Consider the following 18,665-nt stretch of genomic DNA (forward strand, 5'->3'; position numbering starts at 1 on the left):
GGTGTGAGATCACGCTCCTTGGAAGGTGAGGCGCAGGGCAGCCATTTCGCTAAGCGAGGTGCCGCCGTGATAGCCGTGGTCGTGGCCGCTCCGGTTCTTGATGTCGTACCGGGAGACGAGGCCGACGTCTGGTAGTGTGAAGATGCCGTCCCCGCGTGGCTGGTAGCTGTCGATACTGTCGAACTGGTTGAGGTCCGTTACCGGGTCCTCGTTGTTGGTGCTGCCGAAGGCGAACTTTGAGCCGGACTGCAGGTAGTCGACCTTGTCGATGATCGCCCGTAGTTCCTCGTCGCTGACATCGGCGGCGTCCTCTTCGGTTAGCATGTCACGGACCTGGTCGACCGGTGGGTCGGTGTCGTCGGTGGCGACTGTCAGGTAGTGGTTGTCGCTGCGATTCGTGAACTCTGCGTTTCGAAAGTTCACTTCGTAGGCTTGGTCAAGCGTGATGGAGTCCGTGAGCATCTGTTGGGTGAATTCATATTCAGGGTGTTCGTCTAGGATCATCTCCATTTCGTACCGGGTGAGTTTCCCGTGGTCGGAGGTGATGTTGATCTCGGCAGTCTCGTCGATTGCCGTGTCAACCGTGTCCTGAATGTCTGCGAGGAGGTCCGTAAGGAAGGTGCCGAGTGTCCGGTAGTAGTTCTCGAACTCGGCGAAGGCGAGTGTTTCATGCAGGTATTGGTCGAAGTCTTCGAGGTAGAGCACGATATTTGATTTCTGTGCCTCTCGGGCTTCCGGTGAGGGATCGAACTCATCGCCTTCGAGGACACGACGGCGTTCGTCCAACGTTGCTTCGAGTTCGTCAACGAACCCTTCACGGACTGCGTCAAGGTGGTCGGTTTCGATCGTGGTGTCTGAACTGAGTCTGATGTCAGCGATTTCGTCGGCTACACGGGTGATGCCGGACTCGTTGAGCTGTGGTCGCTGGATGAGGTGGAAGCTGTTCTCCGTCTGCTGGTCGATGAATCCGTAGTCGGTGTCCGGGTTGCGGTGTTTGAGATTGTAGATGCGGTTGTCGTGGCGGGGTTCCCAGCTGTAGATCCCTGTTTCTTCCGCGGGTAGTCCGGTGAAGATGGTTGAAATAGCAGATGGAGTGTAGGAGGGGATGTTTGAGAAGACGAGATCGATCTCGTCGGGTTCGGGGTCGAAGAAACCGAACTGGTTGAGCAAGAGGTAGTCGGTGTAGCCAAAGCTGTCGATGATGACGGTGATCGTAACGCTGTCGTCGTGTTGCGGTGAGAGCAGGTCGGAGAGATGGAGCCAGTCGTCGTCGGTGACAATGTCTCGGTACTGGGTGACGACTTCGGAGCAGAACTCGTCGTATTTGTCGATCAGTTCCTGCCGCAGCAGGGGTGAGACATCGTTGTCTTCCCGTGTGTCCACAAGGTAGGAGGTCCACTGCTCCAGGAAGGTGGGCAGGGTGGCGAGGTTGACGTCAAGTTCTCTGATGGTCTCCGCTTGGTCTTCGAATTCACGTTCACGCCGTTCCTGCTTCCGAGCCTGATTGAGGACGGTCAGGTAACGGGAGGTGAGGAGGTCGTCGCGGTCGTTGTCGAAGGCGACCCGGACGAACTGTTGGAGGATCGATGACCAGCGTTCTTCGGGAAATGCGGCGTTGACGAAGCGAGGATGCTTGATGAGGGCGACTTCGGCAAGGTGATCAAGCAGGGTATCGACTTTGTCGACGGTTTGGACTGCTTGGTCCGAGCTGTAGTCCTCGATCTGCTGACTGTCGCTGGAGAGCTGATCACGAGCTGTGTTGACAAGGTCAGCAAAGTCGGTTTCGTCGATGTTGTCGAACAGAATACCGAAGTGCTTTGACAGGGTTTCGGCAGCTACTGCCGGCTCCTGAATATTGAGCGTACTGCCATCTTCCGTGATGCGCTGGTAGGCGTCCTGGATGGTGTCGATGGTGGGTCGGTCCAGTTCCATGTCAGCGAGCTCGGGCAGTGTTGCGGTGAACAGGCGTCGCTGGGCAAGCCATTTCACGACGAGACGGCGAAACAGATGCTGGATATCGGGGTCGAGTTGTTGGATCTCTGCTGCGACCCCGTATTTCGGCTCGTTTTTGGCGAAGCGGTCACCGTAGGCTGCGAGCAGCTGTGTGATATAGACGTTCTGTTGTGCTGTTGTGTCGAGCCTGTCGAAGAGGTCTGTGTTTGGTATGCCGATGCCGTTGAGGAAGAACTCGCGGATGGGTGTTGGGACTGCTGTCAGGTTATCGTAGGGAATGTAGAAGTCGTCGAGTTGCTCATCAGTACTTGTCTGGATCTGTGTCGGTGCCAGCTCTGTTCCGGTCGCGGCAGCAGTGAAGACACGGAGCGTGTATTCGGCAAGGTCGTCGATGGTGCTTGGGCGTGGTTCTGCGCCCGCGCCACGTTCGAAGGCATCATGGATCGTCCGGGTCGGGTCTTCGAGCTCGACGCGTTCGAAGTTGACGAACTCGGTGCCGGGAATATCCAGGTAGTTGTCGACAAGTGACCGGGGACAGAAGAAGACGACTGTCGCCTCTCCGTCCTGCTCGACGAGGTACTCGATCCCGGTATAGACCGTTTCCCGGAACTCCCACTCGTCAACCGGCATGGGGAGGACCCGGACCTCGTCGCTGTCCACGATCGCGTTGAGGACTCGTTTGTCGAACGGGACAGGGATATCGGTCGGCACGTAGAGAAGCTTTCCTTTCTTGCTTGTAATTGCCTCGCTGGTGGCGGTAAGCCGCTCGAACGAGGTAAAATCGAAGGAATCCTCGAGATTTTGTTCCAGCTCCGTTTTCATCTATCTGGGACGTTCGCAACCACCCCACTTAATGCTTCCAACGTGACTCGTTCGAAGCTGGCAACCCGCTGGCTTCACTGAAAAGAGCGAGAACCTTTTTTGACGGGGACATCCACGCCGCTGTGACATAGATCGGTTTCTGGTTAGTGTCGACGGCTATTTCAACGGTGTCTGATCCATCACTCTCAACAGTAACGAGACACCTAGAGAATTCGAATTGGATGTATCCTTCCGTTTCCTTGCCTGCGATCAGCTCGTCAAGTGCATCTGAATCCACAACATCGATCAGTTGGTCTGGCTAATTTTGTCAGAATTCCCAAAGGGCATACCAATAGTCTTCAATTCGAGCGCGCCAAGGGTGTTCCCAGTATCGGGGGTCATCAGGCTTGTCTGAGTCCTCCAATTTCCGGAGCTCTTTAAAGCTATCCGGTGCCTGTTCTTTGATCTCATCCCATGCCTCCGCGAAGTCAGGACGACTAAGATTCGTTTCGATGCCTGCTCGCCAGTTTTCCCACGTTGACTTACTGACGCGTCCTTCCTGCCGTAGGAACACTTGCTCGTTTGAGAGATCGATATATCGGTAATAATCCTTGAGTTCGCCCTCGTAGCCGTCAGGATCGGATTCACTGAGCAAGGCATCAACCGGGATCTCGTAGATGACGTCCCGGTATTGGTCAGTGAGGTGATCTTCAAATTCCGTACTGAACTGTTTCTTGCGTTGCCACAGCTGATAGGCTAACACCAGAACGGAGAGCGGTGTTGCGATAGAAACAAGCAGATCAACTGGAAGAGGCATGAGTGCTTGGACCCTCTATAGCATGAGCTAGACAGACCATATTTAATAGTCTCATGACTTGCCAAAGTCAGCTCAACATCCCTTAGATCCGTTGGGGCTCCTCTGGGCACACCTTTAGGCACCATCGTTTGCAAGGATTGCGACGAAGTCCTGTACAAGAACCCGGGCTACGGCGTGCTCGAAGCCGTCTAAACCGGCAAGTTCACCAAAACTAACCGATAGTTACGACTCGCTGTAGACCGGTCGCTCGGCATACTTGATTGGGTCCTCGACACCAGCTTCCTGGAATGCTTTGAGCCGGTAAGCACAGGCGTCACAGGTACCGCAAGCCGGAGCTTCCTCCCGGTAACAGCTCCACGTCAACTCGTATGGCACATCCAGATCGAGGCCACGCTCCGCAATCTTGGTCTTGCTCCAGTCGACGAACGGCGCGACCAACTCAATCGTGGTCGCCGGTTTCGTTCCAACTTCAATGACCTGGTGGAATGCGTCGAAGAACTCCGGTCGACAGTCCGGGTAGCCGGAATAGTCCTCACTGTGCGCACCGATGAAGATCGCCTCGCAGTCGTTGGCCTCAGCGTACGACGTTGCCATCGACAGCAGGTTCGCATTGCGAAACGGAACGTAGCTGGACGGTATCTCGTCGCTGTCGAGATCCACCTCCTCGACGTCAATGCTATCGTCGGTGAGACTGGAGGCTCCAATCCGGGCAAGGTGGTCGGTCTCGATATGGAGGAAGTCCGTTACATCCATGCAGTCGGCCAGCTGCTGGGCGCACTCCGACTCTTTGTCCGCTGTCTCTTGGCCGTAGGTAGTGTGGAGGAAGTACAGGTCGTACCCTCTGTTTTTCGCCTCGAACGCTGCGGTCGCACTATCCATACCGCCCGATACAAGCACAACAGCACTGCCTTCGTCGTCTGTATGGTCAGTCATCGTTCTGGTTAGGTCTCTGGTGCGTCGTTCCAGAGGTCGACGTGGAGCCGCGGCGTATACTGATATCCGTGCTCCATCGCCACTTTAGCAGTCAGTTCACGCGTCTCCGCCAACCGCTCCCGCGTCGCTCCTTCCGGCATCAACAACACGTCCGAATCCCTAATCGTCGTCGCAGCAGCGTCCCGCAGTCGCTTGACCAGTTGGTTGATTTCCGCCATGTCGTCACGGCCAGTGACAACGAACTTCAGCTGGAACTCGTAAGTTTCGACGAGCTGGCACAGCACGTCGATGTCGATCCGGCGGTTCTCATGTCGGTCAGCCCACTCACCGTCGCCCTGTGGATCCTTCCCTGCGGTTGGGGTACTGTTCGCCAGCTTCGGGCTGATACTTGCAAGGTCAATCGCGGTATCGCGGTAGATTGTGCCGTTCGTCTCGACGGTCGTGTGGAGGCCGGCAGCACTGAGCCGGTCCAGTAACTCGGCCGTCTCCTGATGGAGCAACGGTTCGCCACCGGTGACGACGACGTGCTCAGCTTCGTCGTAGTCGGTGACACGGTCGATGATAGTGCCGATGTCGAGCCAAGCATGGGTCGGTTCCCAGCTAGTATGGTAGGAGTCACAGAACCAACACCGGAGGTTACACCCGCTGGTTCGGACGAAAACGCTCGGCATCCCGGCGAGTTTGCCCTCTCCCTGTAGCGAGTAGAACAACTCGTTTACCGGCAATCCCTCTTCGGCTCCCGTCTCTTCTGCTTCGTCATTGACCGTTGCGGTGTCCGAGCTAACTGGCATCGGTCTATAACCGCTCTCCAGCAGCAAGCTCACCGGTCTCCCGGACCTCAACTACGATGTCACTGACCGATTCCGGTAACGCATCCTCCAATCGCCGTTCGAGGACGAGTCCCATGACTTCAGCTGTCGGTGGCTGGTCAAGGACGACGACGGCGTCGCCGTCGCGGCTGCCCTCGAATGCCTCGATCAATGGGTCGCCCCGTTCAACGAGGAACCGGTGATCCCAGTTAGATAATACTTCAGTAATATCTCCTTTGTCGACGACCCATCCTTCCTCGGTCAGGGTACCGGTCACCGCGACACTGATCGCGTAGTTATGGCCGTGGGGACGGCTACACTTGCCGTCGTGGTGCAGAATTCGGTGGCCTGCGCTGATCCGTATTGGCCGATCACGTCCGACATGGAGGGTCCGTTCTGTCTCTGTAAGATCCTGTGAGGAGATAGTTGGTTCGTCTAGTGCGCGTTGAGGCATATCGACGTATTACTTGGGGCATACTTAAGCTTGGGTCACTCACCGAAAGGACCGAAGGCCATCTTCGATTTGGTTGTATTTTTGATGGTCTCTGGAGCGAGAGGTTAATTGAGGTGTCGCATAGAGGTACTACACAGGTTATTTGATGTCTGCATTCAGTACTCTTACAAAGGCCAGGTACGGTCGGCGAGGCGAGATAGAGACGCCCGTCGGCCAAATTCAGACACCTGCGCTTCTCCCTGTTGCGAACCTTATCGGAGGGACCACACCAGAATCAGGCGGCATCTGGCGGTACACGCGTCGCCACCTCTTCCAGAGTGACACCGTCCAGGGACTCATGTTCCAGACGATGACCTTCTTGGATTACAACCTTACCTCGGACAACCTGGCGGAGTGGCGGAAGAAGCCGTTGAAGCAGCACTTTGAGGAGAGTGATGCCGAGCCAGGGTTCACGCAGCCATTGTTTGTCGACTCCGGCGGGTTCAAGCTGATGAACTCAACGACGTTTGGACAGCCGCCGGAAGAGGGTGGGAGCGAGAACGACTGGGGTATCTACACGAACCCAGAGAGCATCCTGAAGCTACAGCTGGATTATGGCGCGGACATCGTCGCCACATTAGACTTCCCGATTCCCCAGAACCTAAACAAGGAGGAAGCCACCGAGCGAATGGAGCGGAGCATCGACAACGCAGTCGAATGTCTACAGCTGCTCAATGACGACGAGAAGCTTGAGGAGTGGGGTGTCGAAAAAACACCGTCCGTTTACGTAGCGATTCACGGCCACAGCTACGAGGACGTCAATTGGTACGTAAGCAAATTTCTGGACCGGGCTGAGGAACTTGATGAAGCGTTCGAGGGCTTTGCGCTTGGATCACTAGTCCCGCTCAGCAACTCGCCGGATGTCCTCGTTGACATCGTCCAAGGTGCAAGGGATGCGATACCTGAGGAACGGTACGACGATATTGCGCTCCACGTCTTCGGAATCAGCGGCCGGCTCTGTCCCCTGCTCTCCCTTCTCGGTGTCGATACGTTCGACTCCTCGAACTACCTGAAAGCAGCTCGCAACAAGAGCTTCATTCATCCGGAGACGTGGCAGCGGACCAAGTTGAGCGACTGGGACGAGGAGGACTGTGATTGTCAGGCGTGTCAGGACATCTACTTCGACGATATGCGCCACGCTTTATTGGAGTCCGATGTCAGCTACAAACGTATCGAAGGCGAACACGGGAAGCACTACAAGAGCGAGTATTACGCACAGATAGCGCACCACAACTTCGAGTTGTACAGCCGCCAGATGCAGGAGGTACGGGCTGCCATCGAAGACGACGAACTGCTTGAACTCGTGGCGGAGTTCGCTCAGGGAAAGAACATCGTCGAGAAGGGGTTGAAGCGAGCGCAGCTTCACAACCCGGAGCTCCGCGAACAGTTGGCCGATAATGGCTACGAGGAACTCGTTGCGGGCCCGGACGCCGAAACGTTCCAGACCAAGCTCTCTGGCTTCGTCGAAGGTGTTGAAGACACGACACGGGAGAAACGGACCATCTCGTTGAAGCACGGTCCCAACGATTTCAACATCCTCCAGCAAAACGGTCACCAGCCGCCAAGCAAGGCAGATGTCCTGCTGATTCTGCCGTGCAGCCAGGAGAAACCCTACTCCGATTCTCGGACACAGCAGGCGGTACTCTCTCCGCTTGAGGAACACCGGGACCGGTTCCACAAGATATCCGTCTCAGGGCTGTACGGCCCTGTGCCAGAGGAGTTCGAGGAGGCGGACCCGGTGATGAGTTACGAGTATGTTCTCACAACTGCGGACGACGACCAAGTCGAACTCGTTGCGAACCGGCTCGCCCAGTACCTGGACCGATTCGGTGAACAGTTCGACCACATCTTGGCCTATACGACGAGCAAAGCATATCGCCGTGCTATCAACGAGGCATTCACCCGGTATGGTCGCGGTGAGATATACCCGTCTGACCCGCGAGCCCTCCAACTGACCGAGCATTTCCGCGGCGAAAACATCAACGAACTCGTCGGGTATTTTGACAGTATCGACGGGTAGCGTGCGTCGGGAACGCGTTGAACCGCTGGAGACCGCCGGGGCGAATCTCTACTCAGTCGATAGTTTGATTAGGTCTCGGTCTGCTCCCTTGATCAAGGACAAGTATGTCGTCTCTACTCATTCAGTCATGCTCAGCAACCAAGCAAGACGTCGAAAAACCGGTGCAGGCACTCGATTTGTACGATGGATACTTCTTCAGGATCATCAAGAAAGCAGTGCGCGCGGGCCGGTTCCAACCCGGACTTGACATCATAATTATATCAGCAAAACATGGTGTCGTCGAACCTGACGACGAAATTAGGTATTATGATCAACGGATGGACACAGAACGAGCCAAGGAACTGAACGATGCCGTCATCGATGCTATCGCGGACAAGGTGGCCAAGGAAGGCTACGAGAAGGTATGGGTCAACCTGGGGAAGGACTATCTCCCGGCTGTCGACGGACTTGAGTCTGCTGTCGATGTTCCGGTCGGTTATATCGAGGGTTGTGGTATCGGGATGAAAGGCAAGCGGCTGAAACACCTAGTATCCAGCAGCCGATCCATTCCGGTGCACGGTGACTGATAATATGGTGTCGTTTGATATCGTTGCTGAGGCTGGCGAGGCACGACGTGGCCAGCTCCAGATTAACGACCGCACTCTGGAGACGCCACACCTGTTCCCCGTCATCAACTTCTACGGCGGCGGCAACGAAGGCGCTCTATTCGGTGGCGGCGTCCACCGTACAGTCAAGGAATTCCTCGCTCATGACAACGAAGTCACCGGTGGTGAAGACTACAGCGACCTCTTCCGGGGTGTGATGACGTCGATATCCTCCCTCGCCGATTACGGTATTCGAGAAAAGAAACTGAACTGGTATCTGGATAACGAGATCCGCGAGTGGGACTGTTTCAGCGACTATGACGGGATGATCTTCGCTGACTCCGGCGGCTACAAAATCCTGAAGCAGGGTGGCCTAGAAGGCCAGGACTTTGAGAAGGACATTGACCAGGACAAGGCGCTGGATATACAGCTGGCTCTAGGACCAGACATCGTGGTCAACCTTGATCACCCTATCCATCCTGATGACGAATTCGAAGAGCGGATCGAAAAGATGGAGCAGACAGCTGCCAACGCTGCCCGGTTCGCAGAACGCCGTGATGAGGTTGACGGGGCCTGCTATCTCACGGTACACGGCTATTATGAAGCGATGCTCGAACGATCCTTCGACCTCATCGAAGACGAACTCGCAGAACCAATCCCCGAAGTGTTCGATGGGATTGCTTTGGGTAGCCTCGTCCCGCGGAAAGACAACGTTGAGGTTCTCGTCGAAGCAGTATCCGACTGTAAGAGGGAGATGCAACAGCGAGGGTATGACAATCTTCCTCTACACGTATTAGGAATCTCAGGAAACGCAATGCCGCTACTCGTTGCTGTAGGGGCCGATACCTTCGATTCTGCCTCCTACCTACACCAAGCGATCAACGGGAAGTACTGCGTCAACCTGTTCGAGACGGTCCCGGTTGACGAGGCAGACTTCGATGCCTGTGATTGCCGCATCTGTAACGACGATTTCCACCGGGCACGGATGCGGAACGAGATGGACGACCTGTACCAGAAGGACATTCTCGGTTCAGTGGCGGCGCACAACTTGGCAGTTCAGCAACGGGAGCTCCGGGAGTTCCGCCAGTTAATCGCTGAAGGAGACGAAGAAAAGGTCGCTGAATACCTTGAAGAGGCTGTGAAGGACCAGAAGGGTTTCCGCAAGTTCGTCTACCAGCTGATCAACGAACGGATGAACCCGTACTTCGAGAATACAGACACAACCTATGCATAAGACACCACAAGTCAACGAGGTCAACGAGTTCATCGAAATAGCAAGCGACTTCGAAGACCCGTTGGAGGTCATCAGAGAAGCACTATCGAATTCCTATGACGCAGACGCGACGCAGGTCGACATCAAGATCGAGCAGGATGACGAGGGACGGAATACATTGGTCATCAAAGACGACGGCCACGGGATGGACGAAGACGACCTGTCGTCGTTCTTCGACCTGGGGAACTCGAACAAGGACGACGCCATCGGGTACAAGGGTCACGGCACCAAGATCTACTACAAGAGCGACAAGATACGCGTCGAGACCGTCAAGGACGGGACGCGGATCGAATCGGTGATGGACCAGCCGTGGGCGAAACTGAACAACCGCGAACTCCCCACGTACTCGGTCGACACGACGGACGTCGAGGAGCCGTCACGCACACGGATCGAGGTCCACGGCTTCCGGGCTGGCCAGGGCTTTGACCCACAGCAGCTCACATACAACAAGATTGAGCATTACATCAAGTGGAAGACAATCGGTGGGTCGACGGCCTGGTACTTCAACGACGACTTCCACGAGATGGAGATTACCGTCGAGCTCTCACCCTCGATCGACGATACCCGGGACCCGATCAAGACCGATAACCGGTTGAAATTTCCTGCCGAAAATCTGGATCCGGACGGCGAGTTCGTCGCGGAAGAGATGTGCAAGCACTACCCGCCACGGGAGCTGACCGTCACACTCGATGACGGCTGTGAATTGACAATCGAGGTTGTCGGGATGGTCGGTGGGAAGGAAGCCCGGAATAAGCTGCCGACCTACGGGAAGCACTCCGCCCAGTTCGGTATTTGGCTGGCGAAAGACCACATCAAGGTTGAACGGTATAATGACGCTATCGGTGCGGACAACGAGTTCTTCCACTTCTTCTTTATTGCCAACTGTCAGGATCTGGAGCTCTCCGCCAATCGGGAGAAGATCCGGAACAAATCCGGGGACGTCTACCAAGCCATCACGGATGAGTTGGACCGGTACATGACCAAGGTGTGTCAGGAGTCGTGGTACCGGAACTACATCGAACGCCGCAAGGTCGAGGACAAGAAACGCAGTATCCGGTCACAGGAAAGTTCGCTCCAAGAACGGTTAGAACGCACAGAGGAGCAGGAAGGGCTATCGCCGTCAAACCCGGCTGAGGTCATCGCCGCATTAGAACGGTACAGCGCCAATGGTGCGCCTGAAAACATCCAAATTGCGGACTTCCAGATGGACGATGAGGTCAATGCGATCCTCGCTACCGACGACGGGTTCGACAATGCATCATTACAAGTGAAACTTAGCGACTTCTTTGAAGACGAGACACCGCTGACTAACATCGACCGATTCGTCTGCTGGAAGCTTGGGGACCTCGACGCGCTCACCAGAATTGAACGTTCCTCATATATGGGCGAATCAATCCGCTTTGACTTTCAGAATAACGAGATCAAGTACGGTGATGGAGACTCGGAGTCCATCTCTATTCTCGAATTAAACGGCAAGGTTACGTAGTCCGATCATATCGTTATTTTAAGAGATGGTCGATCCACGGAAGCTAATTACCTCTTAATTCGATTATACGATTGTCCTTGAAACATTTGGAGAGACATCTTCTCTCCACCAAAATAATTCCAGAGTGGCTTGAAACGGTCATTTTATTTCGCCTCGCTATGGGCGGAGGCGAGTTCTAATGAGACTCTCGATACAAGTTATCGATCAGGATGGGAACGAACAGACAATTTCCGGCGTCAAGCGGGATGACTGGGAAAATATGAATGATCCCTGTCCGGAGTGTGGAGGGCTTGAGTTCAACCATTTTTCAGCATCTGGCGGACATTACGGCTCACGTGATACTGCTGTCGTGATGCGTTCTGATTTTTGGGATGCTGACCGATCCCTATACACACGTTGCCGTGACTGCCGCGAGATACTCTACAAGCATCCTGCATTCGATCTTCTCTTTCTTTCGGATGATAGTGAGGAAATCCCTTTAGACTTCTAACCTCTCCTCACTAGAGCTTGAGGTCCTCGTACATCCGGTCAAGGATCGCCAGCGCCGACTGAAACTGGGCGTAGTTTTCGCGCATATACTCGACCGTCTCTGCTCTCGGGATAACCGGGTACCCCTCGACGTGCTCGATGTCGAGAGACGGCCCTGGCTCGAGGACGATCTGTAGCGGTCCGTCCAGCTCGTGTCGGGGCTGTCGTTCGAATGCGGTCGGGAGGTCGAACGATTCGAAAAATGTCTCCCAGGCGTCGACGTCCTGCTCACGAACAGTGAGGAACAGTGGATAGTCGTCGGGCTCGCGACCGACCTGGTAGCCGCCCTGAGTCCACACATAGACGGCGTCGATCCGTGTGAACGCGAACGGCCAGTCACTAAACTGTGGGATGACGTATGTTTCCTCGATGGAGGGTGGACTGACGCCGGCGCTGGCAGCGACGAGCTCGAGCGCTGCGTCGTGTACGCGCTCGTCGACGTCAGTGAGGCCGTCGTCATAGGAAACGTAGCCTGCGTCTTCCAGCCGATTGACGGCCTGTCTCACTGTCTCGTAGGGCGTGTGGAGGTGTTGGGCGACACGGCGGATGGAGTCACCACTCTCGATGGTGAGGATGACCTGCGCCGCGGTGTCGTCGAGAACCTCATACATCTGGTGGTTACCAATAATCCGGTAACAGTTAAAAGCCTTACTAGAGTACGGGGTAGAACGGCTCTGTCTGAGTTCTATCACTCAGGACTCTCCAATTGAATGACCGAAGAATGTAGATCTCATAGCCAATCTACATAATGTGGATAATGTAGATAATGCAAATTGGACTTCTTCAATTGGTTCGTGTGGGTGGCAAAGATTGCGATGAATACGTATGAAATGCTGATAATCTAAATTATGTAGATTGCGTAGGGTCGACGGTGGTTATGACAATTGAGATTGTGCCAACAATCTACATAATGTACAAAATGTAAGTTGTGTAGATAGCGTACGCAATCTGTCTGACACAGAATTAAGATGGACGAGCTTCATTGACCGCGTATGACCAGTGCAAAACGTACACTATCGACAAAACTCGCGCAACCTTCAACATCTACCCAATGTACATTACCTACAAAATGTACAAAATCCACTTCTTACGGGGTGCTGAGCTATGAGTGCTGACGAGTTTGAAGGGCTCCCCGGAGCAGCTGTCTCGTTGCTCAAGGGAGGGGTAGGGAAATCCACGATCGCGCTCAACATCGCTGATCGACTCGCTGCTCGTGGCCATGAGACGGTACTATTGGATCTGGATAAGGACGGACACATGACGACCCAGTTGGGATACGACGATGCGTACGACCGAGATGCGAACCTCGGTGACGCCCTTATCGATGGTGAGGACCCCGAAGACCTGCTTATCGAGACGGACTTCGGCGTTCACCTCCTCCCGTCGAGTAACGAGCTCGAGAATGTTGAGACGAGGCTGAAGGACGAACGGTTCGCAGATGTGAAGCTTCGGCGGAACGTTGTCGATCCGCTCATTCAAAACGGATACGACTACGTGATAATTGATGCCGCAGGCGGCCGTGGGAAACTCTCCGACAACGCCCTCATCGCCGTCCAGCGCGTCATAATCCCGCTAATCCCGCGTGCTGGCTCGATCAACGGCCTCAATAAGATGATTGAACGCCAGATCTCCCCAATCCGGCAGAATATCGGGTTGGATATCCTCGCAGTCACTCCGAATATGATTCGCGAAACAATGGGACAACGCAACGAGCATCGGACTCTCGTTGAAAATCTCAACCGGGAGTTCGGTTCATTCGTCCCCGAGTACGCTCGTGTGGACCCGGAGATCTTCGATGCCCTCGATGATTCGGGACGCACCATCGATAGTATTCCGAAGCCAGGGATTCGCGAACGGACCGCAATTTCCCGCGCGTTCAAGCAAGGAATGCCGGTCTCGGAGTTCGACGAAGATTGTGACCAGATCCCGAATTTCGACCACTTAGCGGACCTCGTGGAGGAACACAGCCATGCCTAATGAGGACGACCGTTTCGGGGACGTCGCTGAACAGCTCAAACAAACGGAGGAAGGAGCCGAATCGGATGACGACGAACGTACTGACACCCAGGATGAACCGCAACCGGATGAAGAGATAATTCCTGAGGACACAGAGTCGGAGACTGAGTCCATTCCTGAGCAGGATGAGGAGGATGTGGACGAATCCACCGGTGGACCGGCCTTCTCCTTTGATGAGACCGATATGCACGGCTTCTATGTCCGGGAGGACACGTGGAATGGCGTCACCCGGATGCGATCATCGGTAACTGCTGCGTGCTCTATGTTTGATGTTCCCGAATTTGAGGGAAGAGAGTTTCAAGATGCGTGTCTCCGGGTAATTGCGGACCACGGTGATGAGGTCGCCCTCCAGATCCTCCGGGAGCGTGGTATCGAAGCCGATGAGGAACGTGTCCAGGAAGTTGTGGAGATGCTGAGCGAGCAAGCTACGAACGACTAACATTGGATTTGGCTGATTTTCCTCACCATTCAGATTTTGTGCGCATTGTACATTATGTAGATTGTGTAGCAAGCCATCTGCTTGCAGTCTCGCGATTATTCTCGGAACCGGGTCCGAACGGCGGTCGCGGTTTTGGTATAGCGGTATATGATTTATACCGTTGGCCAAATCCGAATTTCGGGGGATAGAACCTCTCTATCATAGGAAAAATGGTTATGAGACTTCTGTCACCGGTGGTCCTGATTACGCCGGTAATCACGACCACTTTGAAGTACCCCGGCGCCGTCGGTGAAGCACGAATGCTGCAACCGCCTCACGACGACGCTTCCCCCAGGGTAGAGGACCCGAGACCGGGGCTGCAGGACGGTGGAGGGCCGGTGAATGCCTGACCGAGCGCTTTCGACGCCGCTCGACGACAGCTTCGAGCGCTACCTCCAAGACAAGGGGAAAGGCCGGGGCGGCGGCGGTGGGAACTATCGACGTAACGCTGCACGCGAGCTCGAACGGTTCGCCGAGTGGGCCGCCGGCGACCGCGGCGCCGACGACTGGACCGGGATCGCCGACGACGTCGGCCGCGAGCCGACCTTCGACGATCTCGACGAACGCGTGTTCCGGGAGTACGCCCGACATCTCGGTGGAGATCGGGGACTCAAGCAGAACACAGTACAAACCTATTACCGCTATATCTCTGCGTGGTGTGGCTGGTGCGTCAACGAGGGATATCTTGAGGCCCACTACGCGCAGCGAGCGAGTGCGATGGCGCCGCTGCCGGAGGACGACGGTCGCAAGCCCGGCGACCAGCAGGCCTGGACGTCCGAACAGCGCCACGCCCTCACCCGTCACGTCGACGAACGGGCCCGCGACGCCGTCGAGGCGTACACGACACTCCCGGAGGATACTGATCCCCTCGACAAGCAGCGAGCACGCTACGCGGCGTTGAAGGCGGCTCGTGACCGGGCGCTGGTGTTTGTCCTCGCGTACACCGCCGTCCGCGTTGGCGAACTCCTCCGCGATCCGAACGACCCGCGCCGGCGCGGCGTCCGCTGGGAGGACCTCTCCGTCGACGACGGGAGTATGGACGTCTACCGGAAGAAACAGCAATGGGATGCCGCGAGCCTTCCCGATCCGGTGATCTCGCCGTTGCGAAGCTATCGCCAGTTGATGGACCCACCAACGGAGCGCTGGCCGGTGTTTCCGACGTTCGACCAACGGACGCTCGCAGGGCTCGTCCGGGAAAACCTCGCCGAACGAGGGGAACGCCCAGAAGCAATCATTGAACGCCGTGCGGAGTACGCTCGCGACCTGCTGCTGGCGCTCGATGAGGACATTCGGCCGCCGTCGATCACGACGGACGGCGCACGGTCGATTCTCCAACGACTCTCGGAGGCCGCGGAGATCGACATCGACCATCCGAAACACGATTATCTTGCTCCGCACGGTGGCCGTCGTGGCATGGGCGAGGTTCTGGTCCGGGCATTCGGATATACTGTGGCGGCCCGATATCTCGATAATTCTGAGGAGATGGTTCGTGAGCGGTACTCGCATATCGAGGCTGGTGAGTTAGGTGATGTCGCTACTGAGGCCCTTGAGGAGATCGATAGTGTACCGCAGTAACTTATTTCGAGTGAGAGGGGTAGACCGTCGCGTTCACACCGCGTCGACGGTGAACAGCGAGTCGTCGCTGAGGACGACCTGTACCCGGCGGTGCCAGGCGTCAGCGAAAGCCTCTCGTTGCTGGTCAGTTGCCGATTCGTCGAGAATCCCTTGGAGGTTCCCGATTGCGGGTCCACCGTCAGGAACGTCGCTGACGTGGTAGGTCACTTCGACGGTCTCGTCCGTGTCGGTTCGCCGGAACCGGAACGTCGGGTCCGCCGTGTCCGGGTCGAACGCGTCGAAGCGCAGGAGGTCGCGGCGGCCGCCATAGCCGCCGGCGAGCCCGCTGAATCCGTCATCGCCGGTCGCGCCAGTCACGTACGAGATGATGCGGCTCATCACGCCGTACGCGGCATCGTCCTGCGGGCCGGCCGTCTGGACCTCGATTTCGCTCCGGACTGGATAGTCGTCGGGATACAGGGCGTCGAGCCCGAGCTGGACGATCCGATAGGCACCCGAGGCTGTCGGACAGGAGTGTCCGGCTTCTTTCACCGCGTCCCGGTAGGTGACGACGAACGGCTCGCCCGGTTCGAGGACGCCGAGGGCCTCCGCGACGGGGTCGCGGATTTCGATCGGGTCGGCGTCGTAGTCGACCTGCCAATTGGTTCTCGTCTGGGTCGTGTCAGTCGCAGTCGAATTCGATGTCATGAGTTGTGGTTGTGATCGTGTCTCGTGGTCAGTAGCGGAGCAGTCGCATCCCGTTGAGGATGACGAGGAGGACGCTGGCCTCGTGGACCAGCATTCCCGACGCGAGGGTGACGTAGCTGGTGAGCACGCCCGCGAGGAGGACGGTCACGGTCAGCACCGCGAGCCCGACGTTCTCGAGGACGTTCCAGCGCGTCGCCTTGCTGAGTTTGACCGCGTACGGGATGCGTTCGAGGTCGTCGGCCATCAACGCCATGTCAGCCGTTTCGATAGCGGTGTCCGTTCCCGCAGCACCCATCGCGATGCCGACATCGGCAGTGGCCAGCGATGGCGCGTCGTTGATGCCGTCGCCGACCATCGCGACGACGTGGCCGTCGGCCTGGTAGCCCTCGATGACGGACTGCTTGTCCTCGGGGAGGAGTTCGGCACGGTACTCGTCGATACCGACCTCCTCGGCAACGGCAGCGGCCGTCCGCTCGTTGTCGCCGGTGAGCATCACCGTCTCGATGCCAGCGTCTTGGAGCGCCGCGACGACCCCAGGAGCGGCCTCCCGGAGCTCGTCCCGCATCGCAATCGCGCCGATGATGTCCCCGTCCCGAACGACGTGGACGACTGTCTCGCCGCGCCCCTCACGCTCGCGGACGTAGTCGGCGACCCGATCGGGGACATCGACGTCGCGGTCGTCCAGCAGCGCGCGGTTGCCGACGACGACTTCCTGGCCATCGGCATGGGCGATGACGCCCTTGCCGGCGACCACGTCGAAGTCGTCGGGATCGGGGACCGACCTGCGCCCCACGTCCGTATCGTCCGCTTGGGCGACCGTCGCTCCACCGTCCGTCGCAGCCGTCTGGCGTTCGCGGGCCATGTCGACGATGGCGTCCGCGAGGTGGTGTTCGCTCTTCTTCTCGGCGGTCGCTGCGAGCGAGAGGACGTCGGCGGCGGCGACGCCGAACCCCTCGATACCGGAGACGGTGGTCTCGCCCTTCGTGAGCGTCCCCGTCTTGTCGAAGGCGACGAGATCGATCTTGCCGGCGCGTTCGAGGTGTTCGCCGCCCTTCATCAGCACGCCCGACCGGGCGGCGTTACCGATGGCCGAGACGATGCTGACCGGTGGCCCGATGACCAGCGCGCCCGGACAGCCGATGACCAGCAGCGTCAGCGACAGGATCGCGTTCTGCGTGACCGCGTACGCGCCGATAGCCAGGGCAATGACGGCCGGCGTGTAGTACTTCGCGAACCGGTCGATGAGACTCTCCGTGGGCGACTGAGCCTCCTGGGCCTCCTCGACGCGACGGATGATCCGTTCGAGAGTCGTATCCGATCCCGCTCCCGTCGTCCGGATTTCTAGCGCGCCCTCCTGGTTGACCGTCCCGGCGTACACCTCGTCGCTGTCGGCCTTGTGGACGGGCGCGCTCTCGCCGGTGACCGGCGCCTGGTTGACTGCGCTCTCGCCGTCGACGACGGTTCCGTCGACCGGGATCTTCCCGCCCGGCTTTACGACGACGACTTCGCCCTCTTCGACATCGCGGGCGGAGACCTTTTGGAGTGTCCCGTCGCGACGGACGGTCGCCGTGTCGGGCGTCATCTCCAGTAGCTCCTGAAGTGCCGTCCGGGTCTTCCGCATCGTCCGGCCTTCGAGGTAGCTGCCAAGGCTGAACAGGAAGACGACGGCGGCGGCTTCCCAGTACTCCCCGATGACGATAGCACCGATGGCGGCCAGCGTCACCAGCGTCTTGATGCCGAGCGTCCGGTTGGTGACCTCGTGGTAAGCGGTCTTGGCGATGTCGTAGCCACCCACGACCGTCGCGAGGACGAGGATGGCGGCGCTTGCCATCTCGAAACTCGTGAGGTAGCCGAGACTCCAGCCACCGCCGTACAGCAGGCCGCTTGTCGCCGTGACGATGGCCTTCCGGTGGTTCCGGTAGTACTGCGTGATCGATTGTTTGTTCATAGTGTTAGGCGGGCTGGGGAGTGTACCCCTGGTTTTCGATGGTCTCTGCGAAGGCGTCGGGGTCAGCGACGCTGTCGTCGTACTCGATCTCGACGCGGCCGGTCGCGTAGTGGACTTCGACGTGCTGGACGCCGTCGACGTTCGACAGGGCGCGTTCGACGGTACTCGCGCAGGTCGGGCAGTCGAAGTCGAGGACGCGGAATTGGGTTGTGTCGCTCATTACAGTTTGAGATAGTGCCCGTACCTCAATAAGTATTTTTTATA

General features: G+C 57.2%; 18 protein-coding genes. 8 read left to right on the top strand and 10 right to left on the bottom strand.

Features of this window, described 5'->3' with window-relative positions:
• Positions 1-9 precede the first annotated feature (9 nt).
• The 6 genes from EPL03_RS17545 to EPL03_RS17565 all read right to left on the bottom strand — a co-directional run bounded on the left by EPL03_RS17545 (position 10) and on the right by EPL03_RS17565 (position 5,767).
• Positions 10-2,775 (bottom strand): alkaline phosphatase family protein, encoded by a 2,766-nt coding sequence (locus EPL03_RS17545; protein ID WP_135830610.1) that lies wholly within the window; start codon positions 2,773-2,775, stop codon positions 10-12.
• A gap of 28 nt (positions 2,776-2,803) precedes the next feature.
• Positions 2,804-3,064 carry a HalOD1 output domain-containing protein gene (locus EPL03_RS20765; protein ID WP_368277099.1) on the bottom strand — a complete coding sequence of 87 codons (261 nt, stop codon included), beginning with the start codon at positions 3,062-3,064 and terminating at the stop codon, positions 2,804-2,806.
• 18 nt (positions 3,065-3,082) lie between these two features.
• Positions 3,083-3,571 carry a hypothetical protein gene (locus EPL03_RS17550; protein WP_135830611.1) on the bottom strand — a complete coding sequence of 163 codons (489 nt, stop codon included), beginning with the start codon at positions 3,569-3,571 and terminating at the stop codon, positions 3,083-3,085.
• Positions 3,572-3,793: 222 nt separating this feature from the next.
• Complete coding sequence (queC, locus tag EPL03_RS17555) at positions 3,794-4,504, bottom strand: 7-cyano-7-deazaguanine synthase QueC (RefSeq protein WP_135830612.1); 711 nt, start codon at positions 4,502-4,504, stop codon at positions 3,794-3,796.
• A gap of 8 nt (positions 4,505-4,512) precedes the next feature.
• Positions 4,513-5,295, bottom strand: coding sequence for a 7-carboxy-7-deazaguanine synthase QueE (locus tag EPL03_RS17560; protein ID WP_135830622.1), 783 nt, complete (start codon positions 5,293-5,295; stop codon positions 4,513-4,515).
• A 4-nt stretch (positions 5,296-5,299) separates the two neighbouring features.
• The gene (locus EPL03_RS17565; RefSeq protein ID WP_135830613.1) at positions 5,300-5,767 is read right to left on the bottom strand and encodes a 6-pyruvoyl trahydropterin synthase family protein; all 468 of its coding nucleotides are present in this window, start codon (positions 5,765-5,767) and stop codon (positions 5,300-5,302) included.
• 145 nt (positions 5,768-5,912) lie between these two features.
• Between EPL03_RS17565 and EPL03_RS17570 the strand changes: the two genes are divergently transcribed.
• The 5 genes from EPL03_RS17570 to EPL03_RS17590 all read left to right on the top strand — a co-directional run bounded on the left by EPL03_RS17570 (position 5,913) and on the right by EPL03_RS17590 (position 11,659).
• A complete protein-coding gene (locus EPL03_RS17570; protein ID WP_168216304.1) occupies positions 5,913-7,826 on the top strand; it encodes a tRNA-guanine transglycosylase in 1,914 nt (637 codons plus the stop codon).
• Positions 7,827-7,930: 104 nt separating this feature from the next.
• Positions 7,931-8,392, top strand: coding sequence for a DUF6884 domain-containing protein (locus EPL03_RS17575; protein WP_135830614.1), 462 nt, complete (start codon positions 7,931-7,933; stop codon positions 8,390-8,392).
• The gene (locus tag EPL03_RS17580; RefSeq protein ID WP_135830615.1) at positions 8,385-9,644 is read left to right on the top strand and encodes a tRNA-guanine transglycosylase; all 1,260 of its coding nucleotides are present in this window, start codon (positions 8,385-8,387) and stop codon (positions 9,642-9,644) included. Before EPL03_RS17575 ends, EPL03_RS17580 begins: the two co-directional genes overlap by 8 nt.
• Positions 9,637-11,169, top strand: coding sequence for an ATP-binding protein (locus tag EPL03_RS17585; RefSeq protein WP_135830616.1), 1,533 nt, complete (start codon positions 9,637-9,639; stop codon positions 11,167-11,169). Before EPL03_RS17580 ends, EPL03_RS17585 begins: the two co-directional genes overlap by 8 nt.
• A gap of 178 nt (positions 11,170-11,347) precedes the next feature.
• On the top strand, positions 11,348-11,659 hold the full coding sequence (locus tag EPL03_RS17590) for a hypothetical protein (RefSeq protein ID WP_135830617.1): 312 nt from the start codon (positions 11,348-11,350) through the stop codon (positions 11,657-11,659).
• A 10-nt stretch (positions 11,660-11,669) separates the two neighbouring features.
• Here the strand turns inward: EPL03_RS17590 and EPL03_RS17595 are convergent, their stop codons facing one another.
• A complete protein-coding gene (locus tag EPL03_RS17595) occupies positions 11,670-12,308 on the bottom strand; it encodes a helix-turn-helix domain-containing protein (protein ID WP_135830618.1) in 639 nt (212 codons plus the stop codon).
• A 493-nt stretch (positions 12,309-12,801) separates the two neighbouring features.
• On the opposite strand from EPL03_RS17595, the gene EPL03_RS17600 reads away from it, so the two are divergent.
• From EPL03_RS17600 to EPL03_RS17615, 3 genes are all read left to right on the top strand, one after another.
• Entirely contained in the window at positions 12,802-13,674 is an 873-nt protein-coding gene (locus EPL03_RS17600) for a ParA family protein (protein ID WP_004594451.1), read from the top strand.
• Positions 13,667-14,152: a hypothetical protein gene (locus tag EPL03_RS17605; protein ID WP_004594450.1), complete on the top strand. Its 486-nt coding sequence runs from the start codon at positions 13,667-13,669 to the stop codon at positions 14,150-14,152. The genes EPL03_RS17600 and EPL03_RS17605 overlap by 8 nt, the downstream gene beginning before the upstream one ends.
• A 381-nt stretch (positions 14,153-14,533) precedes the next feature.
• On the top strand, positions 14,534-15,766 hold the full coding sequence (locus tag EPL03_RS17615) for a tyrosine-type recombinase/integrase (protein WP_004594626.1): 1,233 nt from the start codon (positions 14,534-14,536) through the stop codon (positions 15,764-15,766).
• A gap of 33 nt (positions 15,767-15,799) precedes the next feature.
• Here the strand turns inward: EPL03_RS17615 and EPL03_RS17620 are convergent, their stop codons facing one another.
• From EPL03_RS17620 to EPL03_RS17630, 3 genes are read right to left on the bottom strand one after another with little or no spacing between them, the layout of a single operon-like run.
• Positions 15,800-16,453 carry a hypothetical protein gene (locus tag EPL03_RS17620; protein ID WP_004594625.1) on the bottom strand — a complete coding sequence of 218 codons (654 nt, stop codon included), beginning with the start codon at positions 16,451-16,453 and terminating at the stop codon, positions 15,800-15,802.
• 28 nt (positions 16,454-16,481) lie between these two features.
• Entirely contained in the window at positions 16,482-18,401 is a 1,920-nt protein-coding gene (locus tag EPL03_RS17625) for a heavy metal translocating P-type ATPase (protein WP_004594624.1), read from the bottom strand.
• Between the two features lie 4 nt (positions 18,402-18,405).
• On the bottom strand, positions 18,406-18,621 hold the full coding sequence (locus EPL03_RS17630) for a heavy-metal-associated domain-containing protein (RefSeq protein WP_004594622.1): 216 nt from the start codon (positions 18,619-18,621) through the stop codon (positions 18,406-18,408).
• Positions 18,622-18,665 lie beyond the last annotated feature (44 nt).

It is taken from the genome of Halorussus halobius (assembly GCF_004765805.1).
GTDB lineage: Archaea > Halobacteriota > Halobacteria > Halobacteriales > Haladaptataceae > Halorussus > Halorussus halobius.

Bases quoted from the DNA above. Each gene is read 5' to 3' on its own strand.
- EPL03_RS17565 (WP_135830613.1), bottom strand. From the start codon at position 5,767: ATGCCTCAACGCGCACTAGACGAACCAACTATCTCCTCACAGGATCTT.
- EPL03_RS17605 (WP_004594450.1), top strand. From the start codon at position 13,667: ATGCCTAATGAGGACGACCGTTTCGGGGACGTCGCTGAACAGCTCAAA.
- EPL03_RS17585 (WP_135830616.1), top strand. From the start codon at position 9,637: ATGCATAAGACACCACAAGTCAACGAGGTCAACGAGTTCATCGAAATA.
- EPL03_RS17570 (WP_168216304.1), top strand. From the start codon at position 5,913: ATGTCTGCATTCAGTACTCTTACAAAGGCCAGGTACGGTCGGCGAGGC.
- EPL03_RS17620 (WP_004594625.1), bottom strand. From the start codon at position 16,453: ATGACATCGAATTCGACTGCGACTGACACGACCCAGACGAGAACCAAT.
- EPL03_RS17545 (WP_135830610.1), bottom strand. From the start codon at position 2,775: ATGAAAACGGAGCTGGAACAAAATCTCGAGGATTCCTTCGATTTTACC.
- EPL03_RS17590 (WP_135830617.1), top strand. From the start codon at position 11,348: ATGAGACTCTCGATACAAGTTATCGATCAGGATGGGAACGAACAGACA.
- EPL03_RS17615 (WP_004594626.1), top strand. From the start codon at position 14,534: ATGCCTGACCGAGCGCTTTCGACGCCGCTCGACGACAGCTTCGAGCGC.
- EPL03_RS17595 (WP_135830618.1), bottom strand. From the start codon at position 12,308: ATGTATGAGGTTCTCGACGACACCGCGGCGCAGGTCATCCTCACCATC.
- EPL03_RS17550 (WP_135830611.1), bottom strand. From the start codon at position 3,571: ATGCCTCTTCCAGTTGATCTGCTTGTTTCTATCGCAACACCGCTCTCC.
- queC (WP_135830612.1), bottom strand. From the start codon at position 4,504: ATGACTGACCATACAGACGACGAAGGCAGTGCTGTTGTGCTTGTATCG.
- EPL03_RS17560 (WP_135830622.1), bottom strand. From the start codon at position 5,295: ATGCCAGTTAGCTCGGACACCGCAACGGTCAATGACGAAGCAGAAGAG.
- EPL03_RS17630 (WP_004594622.1), bottom strand. From the start codon at position 18,621: ATGAGCGACACAACCCAATTCCGCGTCCTCGACTTCGACTGCCCGACC.
- EPL03_RS17600 (WP_004594451.1), top strand. From the start codon at position 12,802: ATGAGTGCTGACGAGTTTGAAGGGCTCCCCGGAGCAGCTGTCTCGTTG.
- EPL03_RS17625 (WP_004594624.1), bottom strand. From the start codon at position 18,401: ATGAACAAACAATCGATCACGCAGTACTACCGGAACCACCGGAAGGCC.
- EPL03_RS17575 (WP_135830614.1), top strand. From the start codon at position 7,931: ATGTCGTCTCTACTCATTCAGTCATGCTCAGCAACCAAGCAAGACGTC.